The sequence below is a fragment of the Pseudomonas costantinii genome (genome assembly GCF_001870435.1).
In the GTDB taxonomy this organism is placed as follows: domain Bacteria; phylum Pseudomonadota; class Gammaproteobacteria; order Pseudomonadales; family Pseudomonadaceae; genus Aquipseudomonas; species Aquipseudomonas costantinii.
Window position 1 is genome coordinate 225,044 of sequence record NZ_MDDR01000039.1, and the last position, 17,462, is coordinate 242,505.

Here is a 17,462-nt window from a genome sequence, read left to right on the forward strand (position 1 = left end):
TAACGGCGGCTTATGGTTTCGCCCTTACGGCGACTCACTTTGGAAAAGCCCCAAAGTAAGCAAAGGGCTCTTGCCCCACCACTCGGCACCTCGCCTAGGCTCGGTGTGCCCGCACTCCGGCACGGCTGCGCGGGTCGCCGCGATGGGCCATCCCTGGCCCAGCGCGGCTAAACCGGCATCCTTGCCGGTTTACCCGCTCCACCGTGCCTACTTGCGGCCATCGTGGTTTTACGGGGCGCCTAAGATCAAGATCAAAAAGATCAAAAGCAGAGCACGGCGGCCTGAAAGCCGACCTGAGTGGTGTAGATCAAAAGCGGTAAAACATGTAGGAGCAGGCTTGCTTGCGAATGCGGTGTACCAGTCGCCAAATGTATCAACTGACACGCCCTCTTCACGAGCAAGCCCGCTTCCACATTTTTAATATCCATACATCAGGGAGACTGCAATCTGCCCTGCTTCTGATCTGGCTTTTGCTCCACACCTCTCAGGTCGGCTTTCAGGCCGCCGTGCTTTGCTTTTGATCTGCTTGTGATCTTGATCTCAGGCGCCCCATTAACCACGCTGGCCGCACGCAGGCTTGAATCCGTGGGTAACCCGGCAGGACGCCGGGTTAGCCGCGCTGGGCCAAGGATGGCCCATCGCGGCGGCCCACGGATTCAAGCCTGCGTGCGGGCACACCGAGCCACAGCGAGGTGCCGAGTGGTGGGGCAAGAGCCCTTTGCTTACTTTGGGCTGGGCCGGCATTCCGGCTTTTCCAAAGTGAGTCGCTGTAAGAGCGAAACCATAGGCTGCCGTTACCTAAATAACGGATATGCACTCACATCTACCTAAAGAAAACGGCCAAATCCGCCACACAGACAAGCCCCCACATTGATTCGGTTTCGCCAATGAAATCTAACGTACCGCCTCAAATAAGCCAGTGGCGCCCATACCACCTCCGACACACATGGTGACGATGCCATAACGCAGGTTCCGTCGTTGCAGCTCACGCACCAAATGCCCCACCTGCCGCGAACCGGTCATGCCGAACGGATGACCGATGGAGATCGAGCCACCGTTGACGTTGTACTTGGCATTGTCGATTTCCAAACGATTACGCGCGTACAAGCACTGGGAGGCGAACGCTTCGTTGAGCTCCCACAGGTCGATATCCGCCACCTGCAAACCCTTGGCCTTGAGCAGCTTGGGCACGGAGAACACCGGGCCGATGCCCATCTCGTCAGGCTCGCAACCGGCCACGGTAAAACCGCGAAAAAACGCCTTCGGCTTGAGCCCAAGCTCAAGGGCTTTTTCCAGGCTCATCACCAGGGTCATCGAGGCACCATCGGAGAGCTGCGAAGAGTTACCCGCCGTCACCGAACCGTCTTCGGCAAAGACTGGCTTCAAGCCTTGCAGACTGGCCAGCGTAGTGTCGGGGCGATTGCAGTCATCGCGATCAACCACACCCTCCAGTACCTGCACCGCGCCGGTGTGCTTGTCCTCAACCTTATACTTGACTGACATCGGCACAATTTCATCGTCAAACAAACCATCGGCCTGGGCCTGGGCGGTACGCTGCTGGCTTTGCAGGGCGTACAGGTCCTGGTCTTCGCGACTCACGTTATAGCGACGTGCAACGATTTCAGCGGTCTGGCCCATCGGAAAATAGATGCCAGGTACCTGCTCTTTCAGCAGCGGGTTGATCAGGTTGTCGGTGTTGACGCTTTTCATGGTCAGGCTAATGGACTCGACACCACCGGCGACGATGATATCGCTGCAGCCCGAGGCGATCTGGTTGGCTGCAATCGCGATCGCCTGCAAGCCCGAGGAGCAAAAGCGGTTGAGGGTCATGCCCGCCGTGCCGGTGCCCAGCTGCGAGAGCACCGCCACATTGCGCCCGATGTTGTAGCCCTGGGCACCTTCGTTGGAACCGGCGCCGACGATGCAATCTTCCACCGTCGCCGGGTCGATGCCGTTGCGGGCCAGCAGCGCGTTGACGCAATGGGCGGCCATGTCATCGGGGCGAGTCTGGTTGAACTTGCCGCGAAAGGATTTGGCCAGGCCGGTTCGCACGCTGTCGACGATCACTACTTCACGCATGGGCTACCTCGATCTTGTCGTTGTTGGGAGATAAACCGAGGATAGATCCAGGCCCTCCCAATCGCGACGATCATTCACCCCATAGATAGGCCTACTTCTTCTTGTCTTTCTTATCGTGCTTGTCGGTTTTGTCGAACGCCGCCTCCAGCGCCCGGTTAATCGTGCGCAGCACCTTGACTCGCGCCCAACGCTTGTCATTGGCTTCCACCAGGGTCCAGGGCGAGACTTCGGTGCTGGTGCGGTCGACCATATCGCCCACGGCGGCGCGGTAGTCGTCCCACTTGTCACGGTTGCGCCAGTCGTCTTCAGTGATCTTGAAGCGCTTGAAAGGGATTTCCTCGCGAGCCTGAAAGCGTTCCAACTGAGTGTCCTTATCGATCGCCAGCCAGAACTTGACCACGATCACACCTGCATCGCGCAGTTGCTCTTCAAAGTCATTGATCTCGCCATAGGCGCGCATCCAGTCCGCCGGAGTGCAGAAGCCCTCGATACGCTCCACCAGCACACGGCCGTACCATGAGCGGTCGAATACGGTGAACATGCCGCGTGCCGGAATCTTCTGCCAGAACCGCCACAGGTAAGGCTGGGCGCGCTCATCTTCACTCGGCGCGGCAATCGGCACGATGTGGTACTGACGTGGGTCCAACGCCGCCGCAACACGCCGGATCGCCCCGCCCTTGCCGGCCGCGTCGTTGCCTTCAAACACCGTTACCAACGCATGTTTGCGCATGCGTTTGTCGCGCAACAGGCCCGAGAAGCGCGCCTGCTCGGTGATCAGTTGCTCTTCGTAATCATCCTTTTCGAGGCACTGGGTCAGGTCGAGACTGTCCAGCAAGCTCTTTTGATCCACCGACGCAATCAGCGGCGCCGGGTTCATGCCACTGGCCTTGCCCTTGGGCAGTTTCAACGCGTTTTGTAGGCCTTCGAGCAAGATCTTGCCGACCGTAAGGCTGCGGTAATGGGCGTCGACGCCTTCAATCACATGCCATGGCGCATAGTCGCGGCTGGTGCGACGCAGGATGCGCTCGCCGAAATGCACAAATTTGTCGTAAGTCTCGGACTGCTGCCAGTCCAAGGGGCTGATGCGCCAGCTGTGCAGCGGGTCGTCGGCCAAGGCTTTGAGGCGCGCCTTCATCTGTTTCTTGGACAGGTGAAACCAGAACTTGAAGATCAGCGCGCCTTCATCGCACAGCATCTTTTCCAGACGCTCGGCCCCGGCAATGGCCTGATCGAGCCGTGCGTCCTTGATCTGCCCGTGCACCCGGCTTTGCAGCATCTGGCTGTACCAATTGCCAAAAAAGATACCCATTCGACCTTTGGCGGGCAGTTGCCGCCAGTAGCGCCACGCCGGTGGACGGGCCAGTTCTTCGTCGGTCTGCTGATCGAAAGTGCGCACTTCGATCAAGCGCGGGTCCATCCATTCATTGAGCAGCTTGACGGTCTCGCCCTTGCCGGCGCCTTCGATGCCGTTAATCAGAATGATCACCGGGAAGCGCTTCTGCTGTTGCAGTTCGTATTGCACTTCCAGCAAGGCTTCGCGCAGCGCCGGCACCTCGGCGTCATAGGTGTCTTTGTCGATGGCGTGACCGATTTCGGCGGATTCGAACATGGGCAGCTCCGTTTCAAGATGGATCAAGACTAGCGGATTGGGCAACAACACGCGGGAGGAAATTCCACCCGCGCTTGCCATGGGTCAATTCATTGCCTGTTGATCGGCTAGAATGGCCGCCTTGCCTTCGCCTGCAGTTATTTTTTATGAGTCGCCCATGAACCCCGTTACCCACGCCCAGCTCGACTGGGATGACCAAGGTCGCCCGCACTCGCGGGTCTTCGACGATGTGTACTTCTCCGACAAATCGGGCCTTGAAGAAACCCGCTATGTGTTCCTCGAACAGAACCGTTTGCAGGAACGTTTTGCTGCGCTGCCGGTAGGCGGGCGGCTGGTGATTGGCGAAACCGGGTTCGGCACGGGCTTGAATTTCTTGTGTGCCTGGCAACTGTTCGAACAACACGCCGTGGCCGGTGCGCGCCTGCATTTTGTCAGCGTGGAAAAATACCCGCTGAGCCACGCCGACTTGCAGCGCGCCCTCGCCCTCTGGCCGGACCTTCAACCATTCGCCGAGCAATTGCTGGCGCAGTACATCGCCATCCACCAAGGCTTCCAACGCCTGGTACTGGATAACGGTCGCGTGACCTTGACCCTGTTGATCGGCGATGCCCTGGAGCAACTGCCGCAACTGGACGCGCAGATTGACGCATGGTTTCTCGACGGCTTTGCCCCGGCGAAAAACCCGGACATGTGGACCGCCGAGCTGTTTGCCGAACTGGCGCGCCTGGCGGCACCGGGTTCGACCATCAGCACCTTTACCAGCACCGGTTGGGTACGGCGACTGATCAATGCCGCAGGCTTCAAGATGAAGCGCACGCCGGGCATCGGTCACAAATGGGAGATCCTGCGCGGCGAGTTTCTCGGCTGGCCCGAAGACGCACCGCCGCCCGCCAAACGCAAACCCTGGTTTGCCCGCCCAGCGACCATTGAGGGCGAGCGTCACGCGATGGTCATCGGTGGCGGCCTGGCCGGTTGCGCTACCGCCGCCAGCCTCGCGGCCCGGGGCTGGCGCGTCAGCCTGCTGGAACGACATGCCGCGCTGGCGCAGGAAGCCTCGGGTAACCCACAAGGCGTGCTGTACCTCAAGCTGTCGGCCCACGGGACGGCGTTGTCCCAGCTGATACTCAGCGGTTTTGGTCACACCCGACGCCTGCTGGAGCACCTGCACCGAGGCGTCGATTGGGATGGCTGCGGCGTGCTGCAATTGGCATTCGACGCCAAGGAAGCTCAGCGCCAGGCCCAACTGGCCGAAGCCTTCGCGCCAGAGTTGCTGCACGTGCTGGACCGCGACCTGGCCCAGCAACGAGCGGGGATCGCCCTGGCTCAGGGAGGTCTGTTTTTCCCGGAGGGCGGCTGGGTGCACCCACCGGCACTGTGCCAATGGCAAGCGGCGCACCCATTGATTGAGGTCCTCACCCACCAGGACGCGCTTGAGCTGCACCGGGTCGACGACCAGTGGCAGGCCCGCGACGGCGCCTGCGTGCTGGCGAGTGCCAGTGTGGTAGTGCTCGCCGGTGCCGCCGAAATCAAGCGGTTCCCGTGCAGTGCCGACTTGCCGCTCAAGCGTATTCGCGGGCAAATCACCCGACTGGCGCAAACGCCTGCGAGTGAGGCCTTGGCCACCGTGGTCTGCGCCGAAGGCTATGTCGCACCGGCCCGGCTTGGCGAACATACCTTGGGCGCCAGTTTTGATTTCAACAACGAAGACCTCACGCCAACGATTGCCGAACATGCCGGCAACCTGGAAATGCTGCGGGAGATTTCCGAAGACCTGCTGCAACGCCTGGGCGCCGACACACTGGCCCCCGAACGACTTGAGGGCCGCGCGGCATTTCGTTGCACCAGCCCCGACTACCTGCCTATCGTCGGGCCGCTGGCCGAGCACGCGGCGTTCCAACTCGCCTATGCCGTGCTGGGCAAAGACGCCCGGCAAGTACCGGATACGCCCTGCCCGTGGCTGCCGGGTTTGTACATCAACAGCGGCCATGGCTCCCGCGGGCTGATCACCGCACCACTGTGCGGCGAACTGCTCGCAGCCTGGCTGAATGACGAGCCGCTGCCGGTGCCAGCAAGCGTGGCCGAGGCCTGCCACCCGAATCGATTTGCCCTGCGTGCATTAGTGCGAGGCAAGGCAGCGACGCGCTGACCTCAATCGGGCAAACAGTGCGTTAAAGCCATCGTCGACGCCCAGTTGGAGCGAAGCGCTGCCGCCCAAGCTCATCAGATCGAGTACGGGACGCAAATGAACAACAGCACCCGCATACCATCGGCGGATAGCCTGGTCGGTCAGAAATCCTGAGACTGGCAACCTGAGTCCCGGCGCAGTAGCATCGCCGGGATTCTCCAGCCGAGGCTTGTATGCTGATTCCCTACGATGCACTTGAAGTCGACACCCTGACGCGCCTCATCGAAGACTTCGTCACCCGCGACGGCACCGATAATGGCGACGACACGCCTCTGGAAACCCGCGTACTACGCGTGCGCCAGGCGCTGACCAAGGGTCAGGCACTGATTGTGTTTGATCCGGAAAGCGAGCAGTGCCAGTTGATGCTCAAGCACGATGTGCCCAAGCATCTGTTCGACTGAACCTCGCTTCAGAGGTTGGGTATGGGCACCGGATGGGTGGCGGCGCCTTGGCGCTCGCGGATCTTCTGGTAAACCTCGGAGCGATGCACATGCACCCCAATCGGCGCTTCGACGCCAAATTTAACTTGGGTACCGTTCAACTCGAGAATGTGCAGCGTGATGTCATCGCCGATGGAAATGACTTCGCCTATGGCGCGGCTTAAGACCAACATGGGGTTGTCCTTTTGAAGTGACAGGACCTTGACCATGCGCGCTTGGGTGGAGAGGCATCAATGCCTTGCGATAAAAACAGGCGGGGCCTACGCAGGTCGGTAATTTGCCTGACAGACCGGTGGTGATTTGCAGTTTTTGGTGGGGTGCAATATCCGTTTCCCAAACAACGGATATGCACTCAATCCACCTAAAAAATGACCAACCCGAAGGCCGCCACAGGTATCAGGCGATCTCAGCAACCACGTCCGCCAGCGCCTTCGCCGGATCCGCCGCCTGGCTAATCGGGCGACCAATTACCAGGTAGTCGGAACCCGCATCCAATGCCTGGCGCGGGGTCAGAATGCGACGTTGGTCATCCTGAGCGCTGCCGGCCGGGCGAATCCCCGGGGTGACCAGTTGCAACGACGGGTGAGCGGTCTTCAAGGCCTGGGCTTCCAGCGCCGAGCAGACCAGGCCATCAAGGCCAGCCTTCTGCGCCAGGGCCGCCAGGCGCAAAACCTGCTCCTGAGGCTCGATATCCAAGCCGATGCCGGCCAGGTCTTCGCGCTCCATGCTGGTCAGCACGGTCACACCGATCAGCAGGGGTTTCGGGCCGCTGCGCTGTTCCAGCACTTCGCGGCAGGCGGTCATCATGCGCAAACCGCCGGAGCAGTGCACATTGACCATCCATACGCCCATTTCGGCCGCGGCTTTCACCGCCATGGCGGTGGTGTTGGGGATATCGTGGAATTTCAGGTCGAGGAACACTTCGAAACCTTTGTCACGCAGGGTGCCGACGATTTCCGCAGCACAACTGGTGAACAGTTCCTTGCCGACCTTGACCCGGCAAAGCTTCGGATCCAACTGGTCAGCCAGCTTCAGTGCGGCGTCACGAGTGGGGTAATCCAGGGCGACGATGATAGGAGTCTGGCAGACGGACATTGGAATGGGCTCTCAGGCAAGTCGAAATCGGCGCGGATTGTAGCGCAAGCGGCGCCGTTGCGGGATCCGATGATCGGTAAATACTGATCAACCGCCCATTACCCGGCATTTCAGTCAATTGTTTCAAGACTGATACATTCCCGACATGCCCTCAACATGACCCACGACTAGCCTCGCGCACATGACCGCCCGTCCAGCACTTCCAGCCATGGAGCTGGGCGCCTATGCTGACAGCAACAACCAGGCAGATGATCGCACTATGCATACCACTACCGTCTCTGTAAACGAAGAGCAAAAAGGCGCGGTGATCGCCGAAGACAAGCGTTGGAACACCCGTGCGCTGATCGTCGATGACGATGTGCCGATCCGCGAACTGCTGATCGACTACCTGGCGCGCTTCAATATTCTCGCCAGCGGCGTCACCGATGGCGCCGCCATGCGCCAGGCCATGCAAGCCGAAACCTTTGATGTGGTGGTACTGGACCTGATGCTCCCGGGCGAAGATGGCCTGTCGCTGTGTCGCTGGCTGCGCACCGAATCGGACATCCCGATCCTGATGCTCACCGCTCGCTGCGAACCCACCGACCGCATCATCGGCCTGGAACTGGGCGCCGATGACTACATGTCCAAGCCGTTCGAGCCACGAGAACTGGTAGCACGCATCCAGACCATCCTGCGCCGGGTGCGCGATGACCGTACCGAACAGCGCGCCAACATCCGTTTCGACAACTGGCGCCTCAACAGTGTGCTGCGCCAATTAGTGGCCGACGATGGTCTGGTGGTGCCGCTGTCCAACGCCGAGTTTCGCCTGCTGTGGGTGTTTATCGAACGTCCGCGCCGCGTGCTGAGCCGTGAACAACTGCTGGACGCTGCCCGTGGCCGTTCCATCGAAGCGTTTGATCGCAGCATCGACTTGCTGGTCTCGCGCCTGCGACAAAAGCTCGGGGATGACCCAAAAGCACCGCAGTTGATCAAGACCGTACGTGGCGAAGGTTACCTGTTCGACGCCCGGGATATCGGTTGATGCGTGCCACTTTCAATACGTTGTTCGGAAGGCTGTTCGGCGTATTGCTGGTGGCCATTGTGCTGGCCCATGCTCTGGCGTTCTTCTGGTTTCACCATTACGGCGCCCCCCCACCGCCACCCGAAAACACCTTTGTCCAACAGGCGGACGGTACGTTCACGCCGCTCCCGAAGAAGCACCCACGCCCGTGGTTTGGTGGCCCGGTGGTGCCTCTGACGTTTCAGTTCATCTCGCTGATCATCGCCGCCTGGTATGGCGCCAAGCTGTTGAGCCGGCCGATCCAGCGCCTCAGCGCAGCGGCCGAACGCTTGAGCCTCGACCTCGATAGCCCGCCGCTCAACGAGTCCGGGCCACGGGAAGCTCGGCAAGCTGCATCGACCTTCAACCTGATGCAAAAGCGTATTCGCGAGCAGGTCAGCCAGCGCGCACGCATGCTCGGCGCCGTCTCCCATGACCTGCGCACCCCGTTGTCACGGCTCAAGCTACGCCTGGAACAGATCGAAGACACCAAGTTGCAAGGCCAGATGCGTCAGGACCTGAACGACATGATCGGCATGCTCGACGCTACCCTGAGCTACCTGCACGAACAACGCACCAGCGAAACGCGGCATTGGCTCGACGTGCAGGCGCTGGTGGAGTCCCTCAGCGAAAACGCCCAGGACCAAGGCTCGGACGTGCAGTTCTCCGGCAGTTGCGCGCCTTTGCAGGTGCAACCCATGGCCCTGCGCTCATGCCTCAACAACCTGATCGACAATGCCTTGCGCTATGCCGGCACAGCACGTGTGGAGCTGGCGGACAGCCGTGGGGCCCTTGTGATCCGTGTGATCGACCACGGCCCCGGAATTGCGGCCGATAAACGTGAGGCGGTATTCGAGCCGTTCTTTCGCCTGGAAGGCTCACGCAACCGTAACTCCGGGGGAGTTGGTCTGGGCATGACGATTTCCAAGGAGGCGGTGGAGCGCCTCGGCGGCCACCTGAGCCTGGAGGACACTCCAGGCGGAGGTTTGACCGCGGTGATGTGGCTGCCTAGGGCTTAAAGGACTGTGTCATCTCGACGGCCCTGCGCCTGGGTCGTACTCCAATCCGTCAGCAGGCTGTAGGCCACCGCCAGCAAGGTCGGGCCGATAAACAGGCCGATGAAACCAAAGGCGATCAACCCGCCAAACACGCCCAATAGCACAATTACCAGCGGCAAGTTGCCGCCTCGGCTGATCAGGTACGGTTTGAGCACGTTGTCCACCCCGCTGATGATGAACGTGCCCCAGACGCCAAGGAATACCGCGTAGGTGTAATCGCCCTTCCAGGCCAGCCAGGCCGTGGCCGGAATCCACACCAGCGGCGGTCCCATGGGGATCAGGCTGAGCAGGAAGGTGACCATACCCAGTACCAGCGCACCTGGAACACCGGCGATCAGGAAACCGATCAGTGCCAGCAAGGCCTGGGCGGCAGCCGTGCCGATCACGCCGTTGACCACCCGCTGCACCGTGCCGGCCACCAGTTCGATGTAATAACCGGCACGCTCACCGATCAGGCGTTCCAGCAGGCGGTGCACGAACATCGCCAGGCGCGGGCCATCGCGGTAGAAAAAGAACACGAACACCAGGCTCAGGGTCAGCTCGAGGATACCGCCGCCGATCTGAGCACTGCGCGCCAGCAGCCAGTTACCGACCTGCCCCAGGTACGGCTTGAGAGTGACCATCAGCGCTGCACCCTGCTGATCAATGCTGTCCCACATTGCCACCAGCCGCTCGCCGACAAAGGGAATCGACCCCAGCCAGGTAGGTGCGGCGGGCAGGCCGTCGACCTGAATGTCCTTGATCAAGCCCACGGCGTCTCGCACATGGTCCGCCAGGTTGAAACCCAGCCATACCAACGGCACCGCGACCAGCAACATCCAGCACAAGGTCAGGATGCCAGCGGCCAGGGACTCCCGGCCACCCAGCGCGCGGGTGAGCAGGCGCATCAGCGGCCAACTGGCAAACGCCAGCACCGCGCCCCAGAACAGCGCCGACCAGAACGGCGCCATCACCCAGAAGCTGGCACCAAACAGCACCAGCAGCAGGATTTGCACCAGCAGGCGATCGTTATTAGGCATGGGGTATCTCAAGAAAAGGCTGTAGGAAGAGAGCTTAGGCGAACGGCACGGGTCCGTTCGCCTCGTAACGCTTAGCGTATCAGATGCAGGTGAAGGCCTTTGGCGTCACCGGTGCCGGTTTCCATGCGAGCGGCGCGTACGCCGCTGTCAATCAGGCCTTGGCGCCAGGCTTCAGCAGTGGGCCCGGTCAAACTGACACGCAAGGTGGCATCAAGGTTCAATCCACGGGAAATCAAGGTCAGCCAGGTGGCATCAGGCTCGGCACCCAACGCTGGAAAATCCAGCTCGCCGGTGCTTTTCAATTCACGTAGCAGCGTTGCCGACGTCGGCAACAGATCACCCAGCGGAACGCTGGCGTCCAGTTGTTCCACGTGCAGATAAGCGCGGCGGTTGCCTCGGGTGATGCCGTACAGCGCCACCAAGGAGTTGTTCTGTGGAGCCGCCAGACGTAACAACAAGTATTCCTGCTGGCCATCGGCACCCACCAGCTTGGCGTTGCCGAACACTTCATTGGCCCACAGGCTGCTTTCGCCGCAATCGCGGGCCTGGCACCAGAACAACAGCTGCGCGCCCTTCGCCTGTAACGCTTCGCGCGTAGCGGTAAAGGCGGCACTGGAGGTGTGCTCGGCGGGCAATTCGTAGGTAATCGCAGTGGTTGGGCCGCGCGCTGTGGCTTGGCCTTCGTAGCGCAGCTGGCCGCTGATCTTGCGGATCGCACCCATGGGGTAGATGCGTTCCTTTTCTTCTGCGGGGCGGTAATCGACGATTTGCGCGTCGACCTGGCGTGTCACGGCGGGCAGGTCCTGGCTACCCGGCACATCGGCGGCGAACACCAAAGGGCTGAAACAGCACAGCCCCAGGAAACGGATACATCCTTTACGCATGCTCATCGGATCAACGAGCCCTGGCCATCGGTGGTCATAGCGGTGTTGATATCGTTCATGGTTGACTCCCTTTCAATCCGCCCAGCCTCGGCAGTTGACCCCGCCAAGTCAAGGCGTGGAGAAGAACCGATTGAAACAGTCTGCAACAAGAGCTGCGCCGGACTCATCATTCAGGTGCAAATGATGGCCGCCCGGCAACGTGGTCACCGTGAAGGGTAGCTGAGAAAGCAATTCGGGATGTTTCGCCAACATGCCGTCTGCTGCGACGACCAACTGTGTAGGGCAACCCACCCGTCGTACGAAAGCCATCGCCTGTTCATCGGTCAGACGGGTCGGCGACGCCAGGGTCAGACGACTGTCCGTACGCCAGGTATAACCGCCCGGCACCGGCATCAAACCGCGCTGGGCCAGCAGTTCGGCGGCTTCACGGCTGACGGCCACCACGCCTTTCATGCGCGCTTCAACCGCTCGATCGAGGGTGCCGTAGACCGGCTTGCGCTTGTCCTGCAGGTTCAGTTGTGCCTGCAACGCCATGCCCAGCCGCTCGGCAGCGTTCTCGCCACTGGCGGTCGGCGGGATCACACCGTCGATCAGTCCCAGGTGCGTCACCCGTTCCGGCAAGGCACCGGCCAACACCAGGGAAACGATGGCACCGAGGGAGTGGCCAAGTAATGCAAAACGTTTCCAGCCCAGTTGCTCGGCGACTTGCAGCACATCGTGGACGTAATCCCACAAGGCATAACCGGCCCCTGTAGGACGATGTGCCGAATGCCCATGGCCAGCCAAGTCCAGGGCGACGATGCGTAGACCCTGCAGTTTCGGCGCCAGTCGCGCAAAGCTATTGGCGTTGTCCAGCCAGCCATGCAACGCAATCACCGGCAAACCGTCTTCAGGGCCGAACAGATGCGCCGCCAACTCGATGTGCGGCAGGCTCAGGCGAACTTCTTCGACGGGCGTACTCATGCGCAGCTGCGCTCACGGGCTTCCCAGCGAGAGAACAGGTTCTTGATCAAGGTCGCAGTGTCCTGAGGGCGTTCAAGGGGGAACATATGGCCGCCAGGCATCGTGAGCATCTCGCCCATGGGTAGGCGATCAACGCCGCTGGCGTGGTGACGCATCACCACCCGGCTCTGGCGGCCGCGCACGACCGCCAGCGGCACCTTCAACTGGCGAACCTGGCCCGGGCTGGTGTGCGGCACGCCACGGTAGATGCTGATCTCGGTGGCCGGATCGAAGCGCAAGCGCAGGCGATCACCCACCTGCTGCAGGCCATGTTGCAGGTAAGCGTCGAAACACTCGGGATCAAACCCACGAAACAGCGTCTTGCCGGCAAAGTAACTGCGCGCGGCGTCCAGATCGGTGAACTCCTCGCGGCGGCCCAAGGTACGCCCAGCCGGGGTCAGGCGATCGATAAAACCCAAGCGCTTGGCGGCCCGAATTACCCAGCGGTCTGCGCGGGTCAGCACCGGAGAGTCGAGCATCACCACGCCACGGTACAGCTGCGGACAACGCATGGCCGCGTGCAAATGCAACACACCACCGAGGGAATGGCCCACGCCCCACACCGGCTCCGGTTGCTGCTCCAGATGGTGGATCAGTTCGTCCACCAGATTCTGCCAGTTATCGTCCACCGGAAACCTGGGGTCGTGACCATGCTGCGGCAGGTGAGCCACCGCGTATTCCGGGGCCAGGGCGGCAAACAGCTTGCCGTAGGTGGCCGAAGGGAAGCCATTGGCGTGAGCAAAAAACACGTGTTGCGACATACCGGATCCATCTACAAAAACAGAAGTTGATTGTCACCATGCCGGGTCGGTACAGCAATGACTGTAACTGCCAGGAATGATGACACTCACGCCACGCCTATCGCGCCGGTGGGTTCTGGCCCAGAGGCACTACCGCCATGGTCAGGCGTGATATGCAGCTGGCCTTGCCATCATCGCTGGTCAAGCGGATGTCCCAGACCTGGGTGGTACGACCGATATGGATCGCCCGCGCCACTGCCGTCACCCGCCCGCTGCGCACACCGCGCAGGTGGTTGGCGTTGACCTCCAGGCCCACGCAATAAAACTTGCTGGCATCGATGCACAGGTAGGCCGCCATGGAGCCGAGGCTCTCGGCCAGCACCACGGACGCGCCGCCATGCAGCAGGCCGTAAGGCTGATGGGTGCGGTGATCAACCACCATGCTGGCAGTCAGGGATTCGTCATCAAAGCTTTCGAAACGAATATCCAGCAGTTCACCGATGGTGTTTTTCTGGATGGCGTTAAGTTGCTCGATATTCGGTTGGGTGCGCCACAGGCTCATGCCATTGTCCTTGTTGGTTTTATGATGATCCTAATCCTGCCATAGAACCGATTCGGAACGCTCGCTCCAAGCCTGAAATTGTGCACCGTAAGTCGACTCGATGACGTTACGCTTGATCTTCAAGGTCGGGGTCAGGAAGCCGTTTTCCACCGCCCAACTGTCTTTTACCACCACCAATTGGCGCAAGCGCTCATGTTTATCCAGCGCCTGGTTGACCTGTTCCAGCCAGCGTTCGAGGCTACCCTGCAGAGCCGGGCGAGCATCTGCCTGGCCGACCGCCGACAACACGCACAAACCCATCGGAGCAGTCAGACCATCGCCGACCACGCACACCTGTTCAATGCGTGCATGTTCGGCCAGTCGGTTCTCAATCGGGGCCGGGGCCACGTATTTACCCTTGCTGGTCTTGAAGATTTCCTTGAGCCGCCCGGTCAGGCGCAGACGACCGTCGGCGTCCTGCTCACCCTTGTCGCCGGTGCGCAGGAAGCCATCGTCGGTGAGGGTCTCGGCGGTTTTCAGCGGGTCCTTGAAGTAGCCGACCATTGTCGCGCCGCTGCGCACCTGCACCTCGCCCGACAGATCGATACGCACTTCAACGCCAGGGCACGCCAGGCCGATCCAGCCGAGCTTCTGCTGGCCGGGGCGACACACATGGGAATAACCGCAGCTTTCGGTCATGCCATACACCTCCAGCACGTCCAGCCCCAGGCGCTGATACCAGCGCAGCAAGGCTTCGGGCACCGGTGCCGCGCCAGACAGTGCAATACGCAACGCATCCAGGCCTAAACCCGCCAGGACTTTATGGCCCACGCGCTTGCCGATAAAGGGTAGGCGCAGCAACATATCCAGGCGTTTTTCCGGGATCTTGCTATACACGCCCATCTGAAATTTGGTCCAGATCCGCGGCACACCGAACAGCGCCGTCGGCCGCGCCCGGCGCAGGTCTGTCAGAAAGGTGTCGAGGTTTTCCGCGAAAAATACCGTTTGCCCGGTGTAGATAGAGGCCAGCTCCACGAACATCCGCTCCGCCACATGGCACAGCGGCAAGTAGGACAGCAACCGGTCGCCCTCCCCCAGACCGAACAACTCGGTGCCGCGTGTTGCGGCAAAACCCAGGGCGCCGAACGTTTGCATCACGCCCTTGGGCAAGCCGGTGGTGCCGGAGGTGTAGACGATGGTGGCCAGGCTCGAGGCCGTCGGCAGAGGGTTGTCCTGGATCGGTGAGCAGGCCTGCAAATCTGCCCAGATGAAATCGAAATCACCGGCCGGGCACAGCGGCAGGCTGATGGTCGGCAAACCGACCGGGATACCCGGCGCCATGGCGGGCCAGTCATCAAGCTTGCCGATCAACACCAGCGCCGCCTCGGAATGCGTCAGCACATGGGCGACGGAGTCGGCAGTGAGGTTCGGGTAAAGCGGTACCGAAACATGCCCGGCCATCCAGATCGCCAGATCCGCAATGATCCAGTGCGCGCAGTTCTTCGAGATCAGAGCAATGTGCGAACCCTGGGGCAACTCCCTGGCGCGCAGCCAATGGGCAGCGCAGCGGGCCTGGTGACCTACATCGCCCCAAGTGAGGGTCTGCACATTGCCCCCGCCAATGGGCTGCACAAGAAAGGGTTTGCGCGGGTGCCGCGCTTCACGTTCGTAGAAGACCTGCAACGGCAAACGAAAAGCGACAGGCATGGGACGCGCTCCTTTGTGATCCGATGATAGCCAACCAAGCACTTGCTTGGTTGACTATATAGCACACACAAAGCAGCGATCACGCCTACGGATTTTTTACGCTAACCAAGCTCATCAGCCCTGCCAGCGGGAAATCTCCCTCAAGCTCCGCCAGGCTGGCGGTGTGCATAGGTTGCGGCTGACGCAAATGGCCGTGCTGCAAAAAGCTGATCAGGCTGCCCACCAAGGGCTGGTGACTGACCAGCAGCACGTTGTCATCGGTGTCGAGTTTTTCCAGCACCTGCAGTGGGTTGCCCTCGGGCGTCAGCCACGGCACCGTGCGGATTTGCGGCTCAAAGCCCAACGCATCGCGTACCAGGTGTGCGGTTTGCTGCGCCCGTACATAAGGGCTGGCGATGATGGCGCTGAGGGGCTGGCCGATCAGGTGCGCGGCACTGCGCAATACTTCGGCGCGGCCGTGCTCGGTGAGGTTGCGTTCGGCGTCGGTGCGCGCGTGCCCTTCGGCCTCACCGTGACGCAAAATCCACAATTTCACAGTTTGGGCTCTTCATCACGCGCCGGGTGCGGCGCCGGCGGCACGCTGTGGGCAGCTTCGCCTTCCGGTGCACGCGGGGTTGGCCAATCGGCGAACGGCCACGGCTTTTGCTCGGTATGGAAACTGCCGAAACGGCCAATCTGCGCAAGGAACTGGCTGAGGCTGTCGCCAAAATTCATCAGGCCCAAGTTTGGCGCGCCGTAGATCAACCTGTAAATAAGCTGCACCACCACCAGCGCGCCGAGCAGGAACTGCGCCACTTGCCACACCAGCGCAAACACCAGCATCCACAGGATACGCAGGACGATGGACTCGTATTTAGGGGCGTCTTTCGGATCATTCATGGCGCGTTCCTCAGTTGAAACCACTGGTGGAAATAAAATCGACATCGGTTTTCGGTTCAGCCCGCATCAGCAACTCGATAACCTGATTCAAGGTGCGCCCTTCAAACAGGATCGCGTGCAACCCGGCGACCAGCGGCATATACACGCCGACTTCCTGGGCCTTGGCCTTCAACACTTTGAGCGTGTTGACGCCTTCGGCCACTTCGCCCAAGCGCGTAACCGCGTCTTCCAGGCTCAAGCCCTGGCCCAGGGCGAAACCGACCTGGTAATTACGGCTTTTCGGCGACGAGCAGGTGACGATCAAATCGCCCACACCCGCCAGGCCCAGGAACGTCATCGGGTTGGCGCCCTGGTTCACCGCAAAGCGGGTCATCTCGGCCAGGGCACGGGTGATCAGCATGCTCTTGGTGTTTTCACCCATGCCCAAGGCCACGGCCATACCAGCAATGATCGCGTAGACGTTTTTCAGTGCACCGCCCAGCTCGACGCCGAAGCGATCGCTGCTGGCGTAGACGCGGAAAGTACGGCCATGCAGCACCGCCTGAACGCGTTCGCACAGTTCTTCATCTTCACTGGCGACCACGGTGGCCGTCAGCGCATGCTCGGCGACTTCCCGCGCAAGGTTCGGCCCGGACAGCACGCCAATGCGTGCCTGTGGGGCGATCTCCTCGAGAATTTCGCTCATCAGCTTGAAGGTGTGCGCCTCGATGCCCTTGGTCAGGCTGACCAGCAGTTTGCCCGTCAAGCGTTCGGCGTGGGGTGCCAGCACCGCACGCAACGCACTGGAGGGCAGTGCGACGAAGCACAGATCACATTCCGTCAGCGTGGCCAGCAAGTCGGTAACCGGTTCGACCGCCGGATGAATCTTGATGCCTTTAAGGTAACGGGGGTTTTCCCGATGGACGCGAATGGCCTCGGCCTGCTCGGGATCACGCATCCACTGGCGCACCGAGTGGCCGTTTTCGGCCAGCAGGTTAGCCACGGCGGTACCAAAACTTCCGCCTCCCAGGACCGCAATAGGGCGCTGCTCAGTCATATGCAATCCGTTAATCCATACCAGTGGCAATCGCGGCATTATACGGGGCGACCCGCTTGCGGCCAGCCCCCGTATCAATTCATGCGTTTGTCGGAAAATGCCACGCTTGTGTGAAGTAATTACAAGTACGGCGACTGGCAAATGGC

17 protein-coding genes are annotated in these 17,462 nt (G+C 61.0%); 4 read left to right on the top strand and 13 right to left on the bottom strand.

Features of this window, described 5'->3' with window-relative positions; all coding sequences use genetic code 11:
• Positions 1-894: 894 nt before the first annotated feature.
• Positions 895-2,079 carry a thiolase family protein gene (locus BFL40_RS24885; protein WP_071486413.1) on the bottom strand — a complete coding sequence of 395 codons (1,185 nt, stop codon included), beginning with the start codon at positions 2,077-2,079 and terminating at the stop codon, positions 895-897.
• A 91-nt stretch (positions 2,080-2,170) separates the two neighbouring features.
• On the bottom strand, positions 2,171-3,688 hold the full coding sequence (pap, locus tag BFL40_RS24890) for a polyphosphate:AMP phosphotransferase (RefSeq protein ID WP_071486414.1): 1,518 nt from the start codon (positions 3,686-3,688) through the stop codon (positions 2,171-2,173).
• Between the two features lie 157 nt (positions 3,689-3,845).
• Between pap and mnmC the strand changes: the two genes are divergently transcribed.
• Positions 3,846-5,834, top strand: coding sequence for a bifunctional tRNA (5-methylaminomethyl-2-thiouridine)(34)-methyltransferase MnmC2/FAD-dependent 5-carboxymethylaminomethyl-2-thiouridine(34) oxidoreductase MnmC1 (gene mnmC / locus BFL40_RS24895; RefSeq protein ID WP_071486415.1), 1,989 nt, complete (start codon positions 3,846-3,848; stop codon positions 5,832-5,834).
• Between the two features lie 212 nt (positions 5,835-6,046).
• A complete protein-coding gene (locus BFL40_RS24900; protein WP_003192759.1) occupies positions 6,047-6,274 on the top strand; it encodes a YheU family protein in 228 nt (75 codons plus the stop codon).
• Between the two features lie 8 nt (positions 6,275-6,282).
• On the opposite strand, the gene csrA is transcribed toward BFL40_RS24900, so the two are convergent.
• Together csrA and pyrF are read right to left on the bottom strand one after the other, a co-directional pair.
• Positions 6,283-6,486, bottom strand: a complete 204-nt coding sequence (csrA, locus tag BFL40_RS24905; protein ID WP_071486416.1) for a carbon storage regulator CsrA — start codon at positions 6,484-6,486, stop codon at positions 6,283-6,285.
• A gap of 223 nt (positions 6,487-6,709) precedes the next feature.
• A complete protein-coding gene (pyrF, locus tag BFL40_RS24910) occupies positions 6,710-7,408 on the bottom strand; it encodes an orotidine-5'-phosphate decarboxylase (protein ID WP_012723118.1) in 699 nt (232 codons plus the stop codon).
• A 259-nt stretch (positions 7,409-7,667) separates the two neighbouring features.
• On the opposite strand from pyrF, the gene BFL40_RS24915 reads away from it, so the two are divergent.
• Complete coding sequence (locus BFL40_RS24915) at positions 7,668-8,432, top strand: response regulator (RefSeq protein ID WP_071486475.1); 765 nt, start codon at positions 7,668-7,670, stop codon at positions 8,430-8,432.
• The gene (locus BFL40_RS24920) at positions 8,432-9,469 is read left to right on the top strand and encodes a sensor histidine kinase (RefSeq protein WP_071486417.1); all 1,038 of its coding nucleotides are present in this window, start codon (positions 8,432-8,434) and stop codon (positions 9,467-9,469) included. The genes BFL40_RS24915 and BFL40_RS24920 overlap by 1 nt, the downstream gene beginning before the upstream one ends.
• On the opposite strand, the gene BFL40_RS24925 is transcribed toward BFL40_RS24920, so the two are convergent.
• The 9 genes from BFL40_RS24925 to BFL40_RS24965 all read right to left on the bottom strand — a co-directional run bounded on the left by BFL40_RS24925 (position 9,466) and on the right by BFL40_RS24965 (position 17,316).
• Positions 9,466-10,527: an AI-2E family transporter gene (locus tag BFL40_RS24925; protein ID WP_071486418.1), complete on the bottom strand. Its 1,062-nt coding sequence runs from the start codon at positions 10,525-10,527 to the stop codon at positions 9,466-9,468. The two genes, BFL40_RS24920 and BFL40_RS24925, sit on opposite strands and share 4 nt — an antisense overlap.
• Before the next feature lie 71 nt (positions 10,528-10,598).
• Positions 10,599-11,417, bottom strand: coding sequence for a DUF4892 domain-containing protein (locus BFL40_RS24930; RefSeq protein WP_074851569.1), 819 nt, complete (start codon positions 11,415-11,417; stop codon positions 10,599-10,601).
• Between the two features lie 102 nt (positions 11,418-11,519).
• Entirely contained in the window at positions 11,520-12,374 is an 855-nt protein-coding gene (locus tag BFL40_RS24935; protein WP_071486420.1) for an alpha/beta hydrolase, read from the bottom strand.
• Positions 12,371-13,174 (bottom strand): alpha/beta fold hydrolase, encoded by an 804-nt coding sequence (locus tag BFL40_RS24940; protein ID WP_071486421.1) that lies wholly within the window; start codon positions 13,172-13,174, stop codon positions 12,371-12,373. Before BFL40_RS24940 ends, BFL40_RS24935 begins: the two co-directional genes overlap by 4 nt.
• A gap of 97 nt (positions 13,175-13,271) precedes the next feature.
• On the bottom strand, positions 13,272-13,715 hold the full coding sequence (locus BFL40_RS24945; RefSeq protein ID WP_071486422.1) for a hotdog fold thioesterase: 444 nt from the start codon (positions 13,713-13,715) through the stop codon (positions 13,272-13,274).
• Positions 13,716-13,745: 30 nt separating this feature from the next.
• Positions 13,746-15,401: an AMP-binding protein gene (locus tag BFL40_RS24950; protein ID WP_071486423.1), complete on the bottom strand. Its 1,656-nt coding sequence runs from the start codon at positions 15,399-15,401 to the stop codon at positions 13,746-13,748.
• Between the two features lie 85 nt (positions 15,402-15,486).
• The gene (gene sixA, locus BFL40_RS24955) at positions 15,487-15,936 is read right to left on the bottom strand and encodes a phosphohistidine phosphatase SixA (RefSeq protein WP_071486424.1); all 450 of its coding nucleotides are present in this window, start codon (positions 15,934-15,936) and stop codon (positions 15,487-15,489) included.
• Positions 15,933-16,280 (bottom strand): DUF4389 domain-containing protein, encoded by a 348-nt coding sequence (locus BFL40_RS24960; protein ID WP_071486425.1) that lies wholly within the window; start codon positions 16,278-16,280, stop codon positions 15,933-15,935. Before BFL40_RS24960 ends, sixA begins: the two co-directional genes overlap by 4 nt.
• Positions 16,281-16,290: 10 nt before the next feature.
• Positions 16,291-17,316, bottom strand: a complete 1,026-nt coding sequence (locus BFL40_RS24965; RefSeq protein ID WP_071486426.1) for an NAD(P)H-dependent glycerol-3-phosphate dehydrogenase — start codon at positions 17,314-17,316, stop codon at positions 16,291-16,293.
• Between the last annotated feature and the right edge of the window lie 146 nt (positions 17,317-17,462).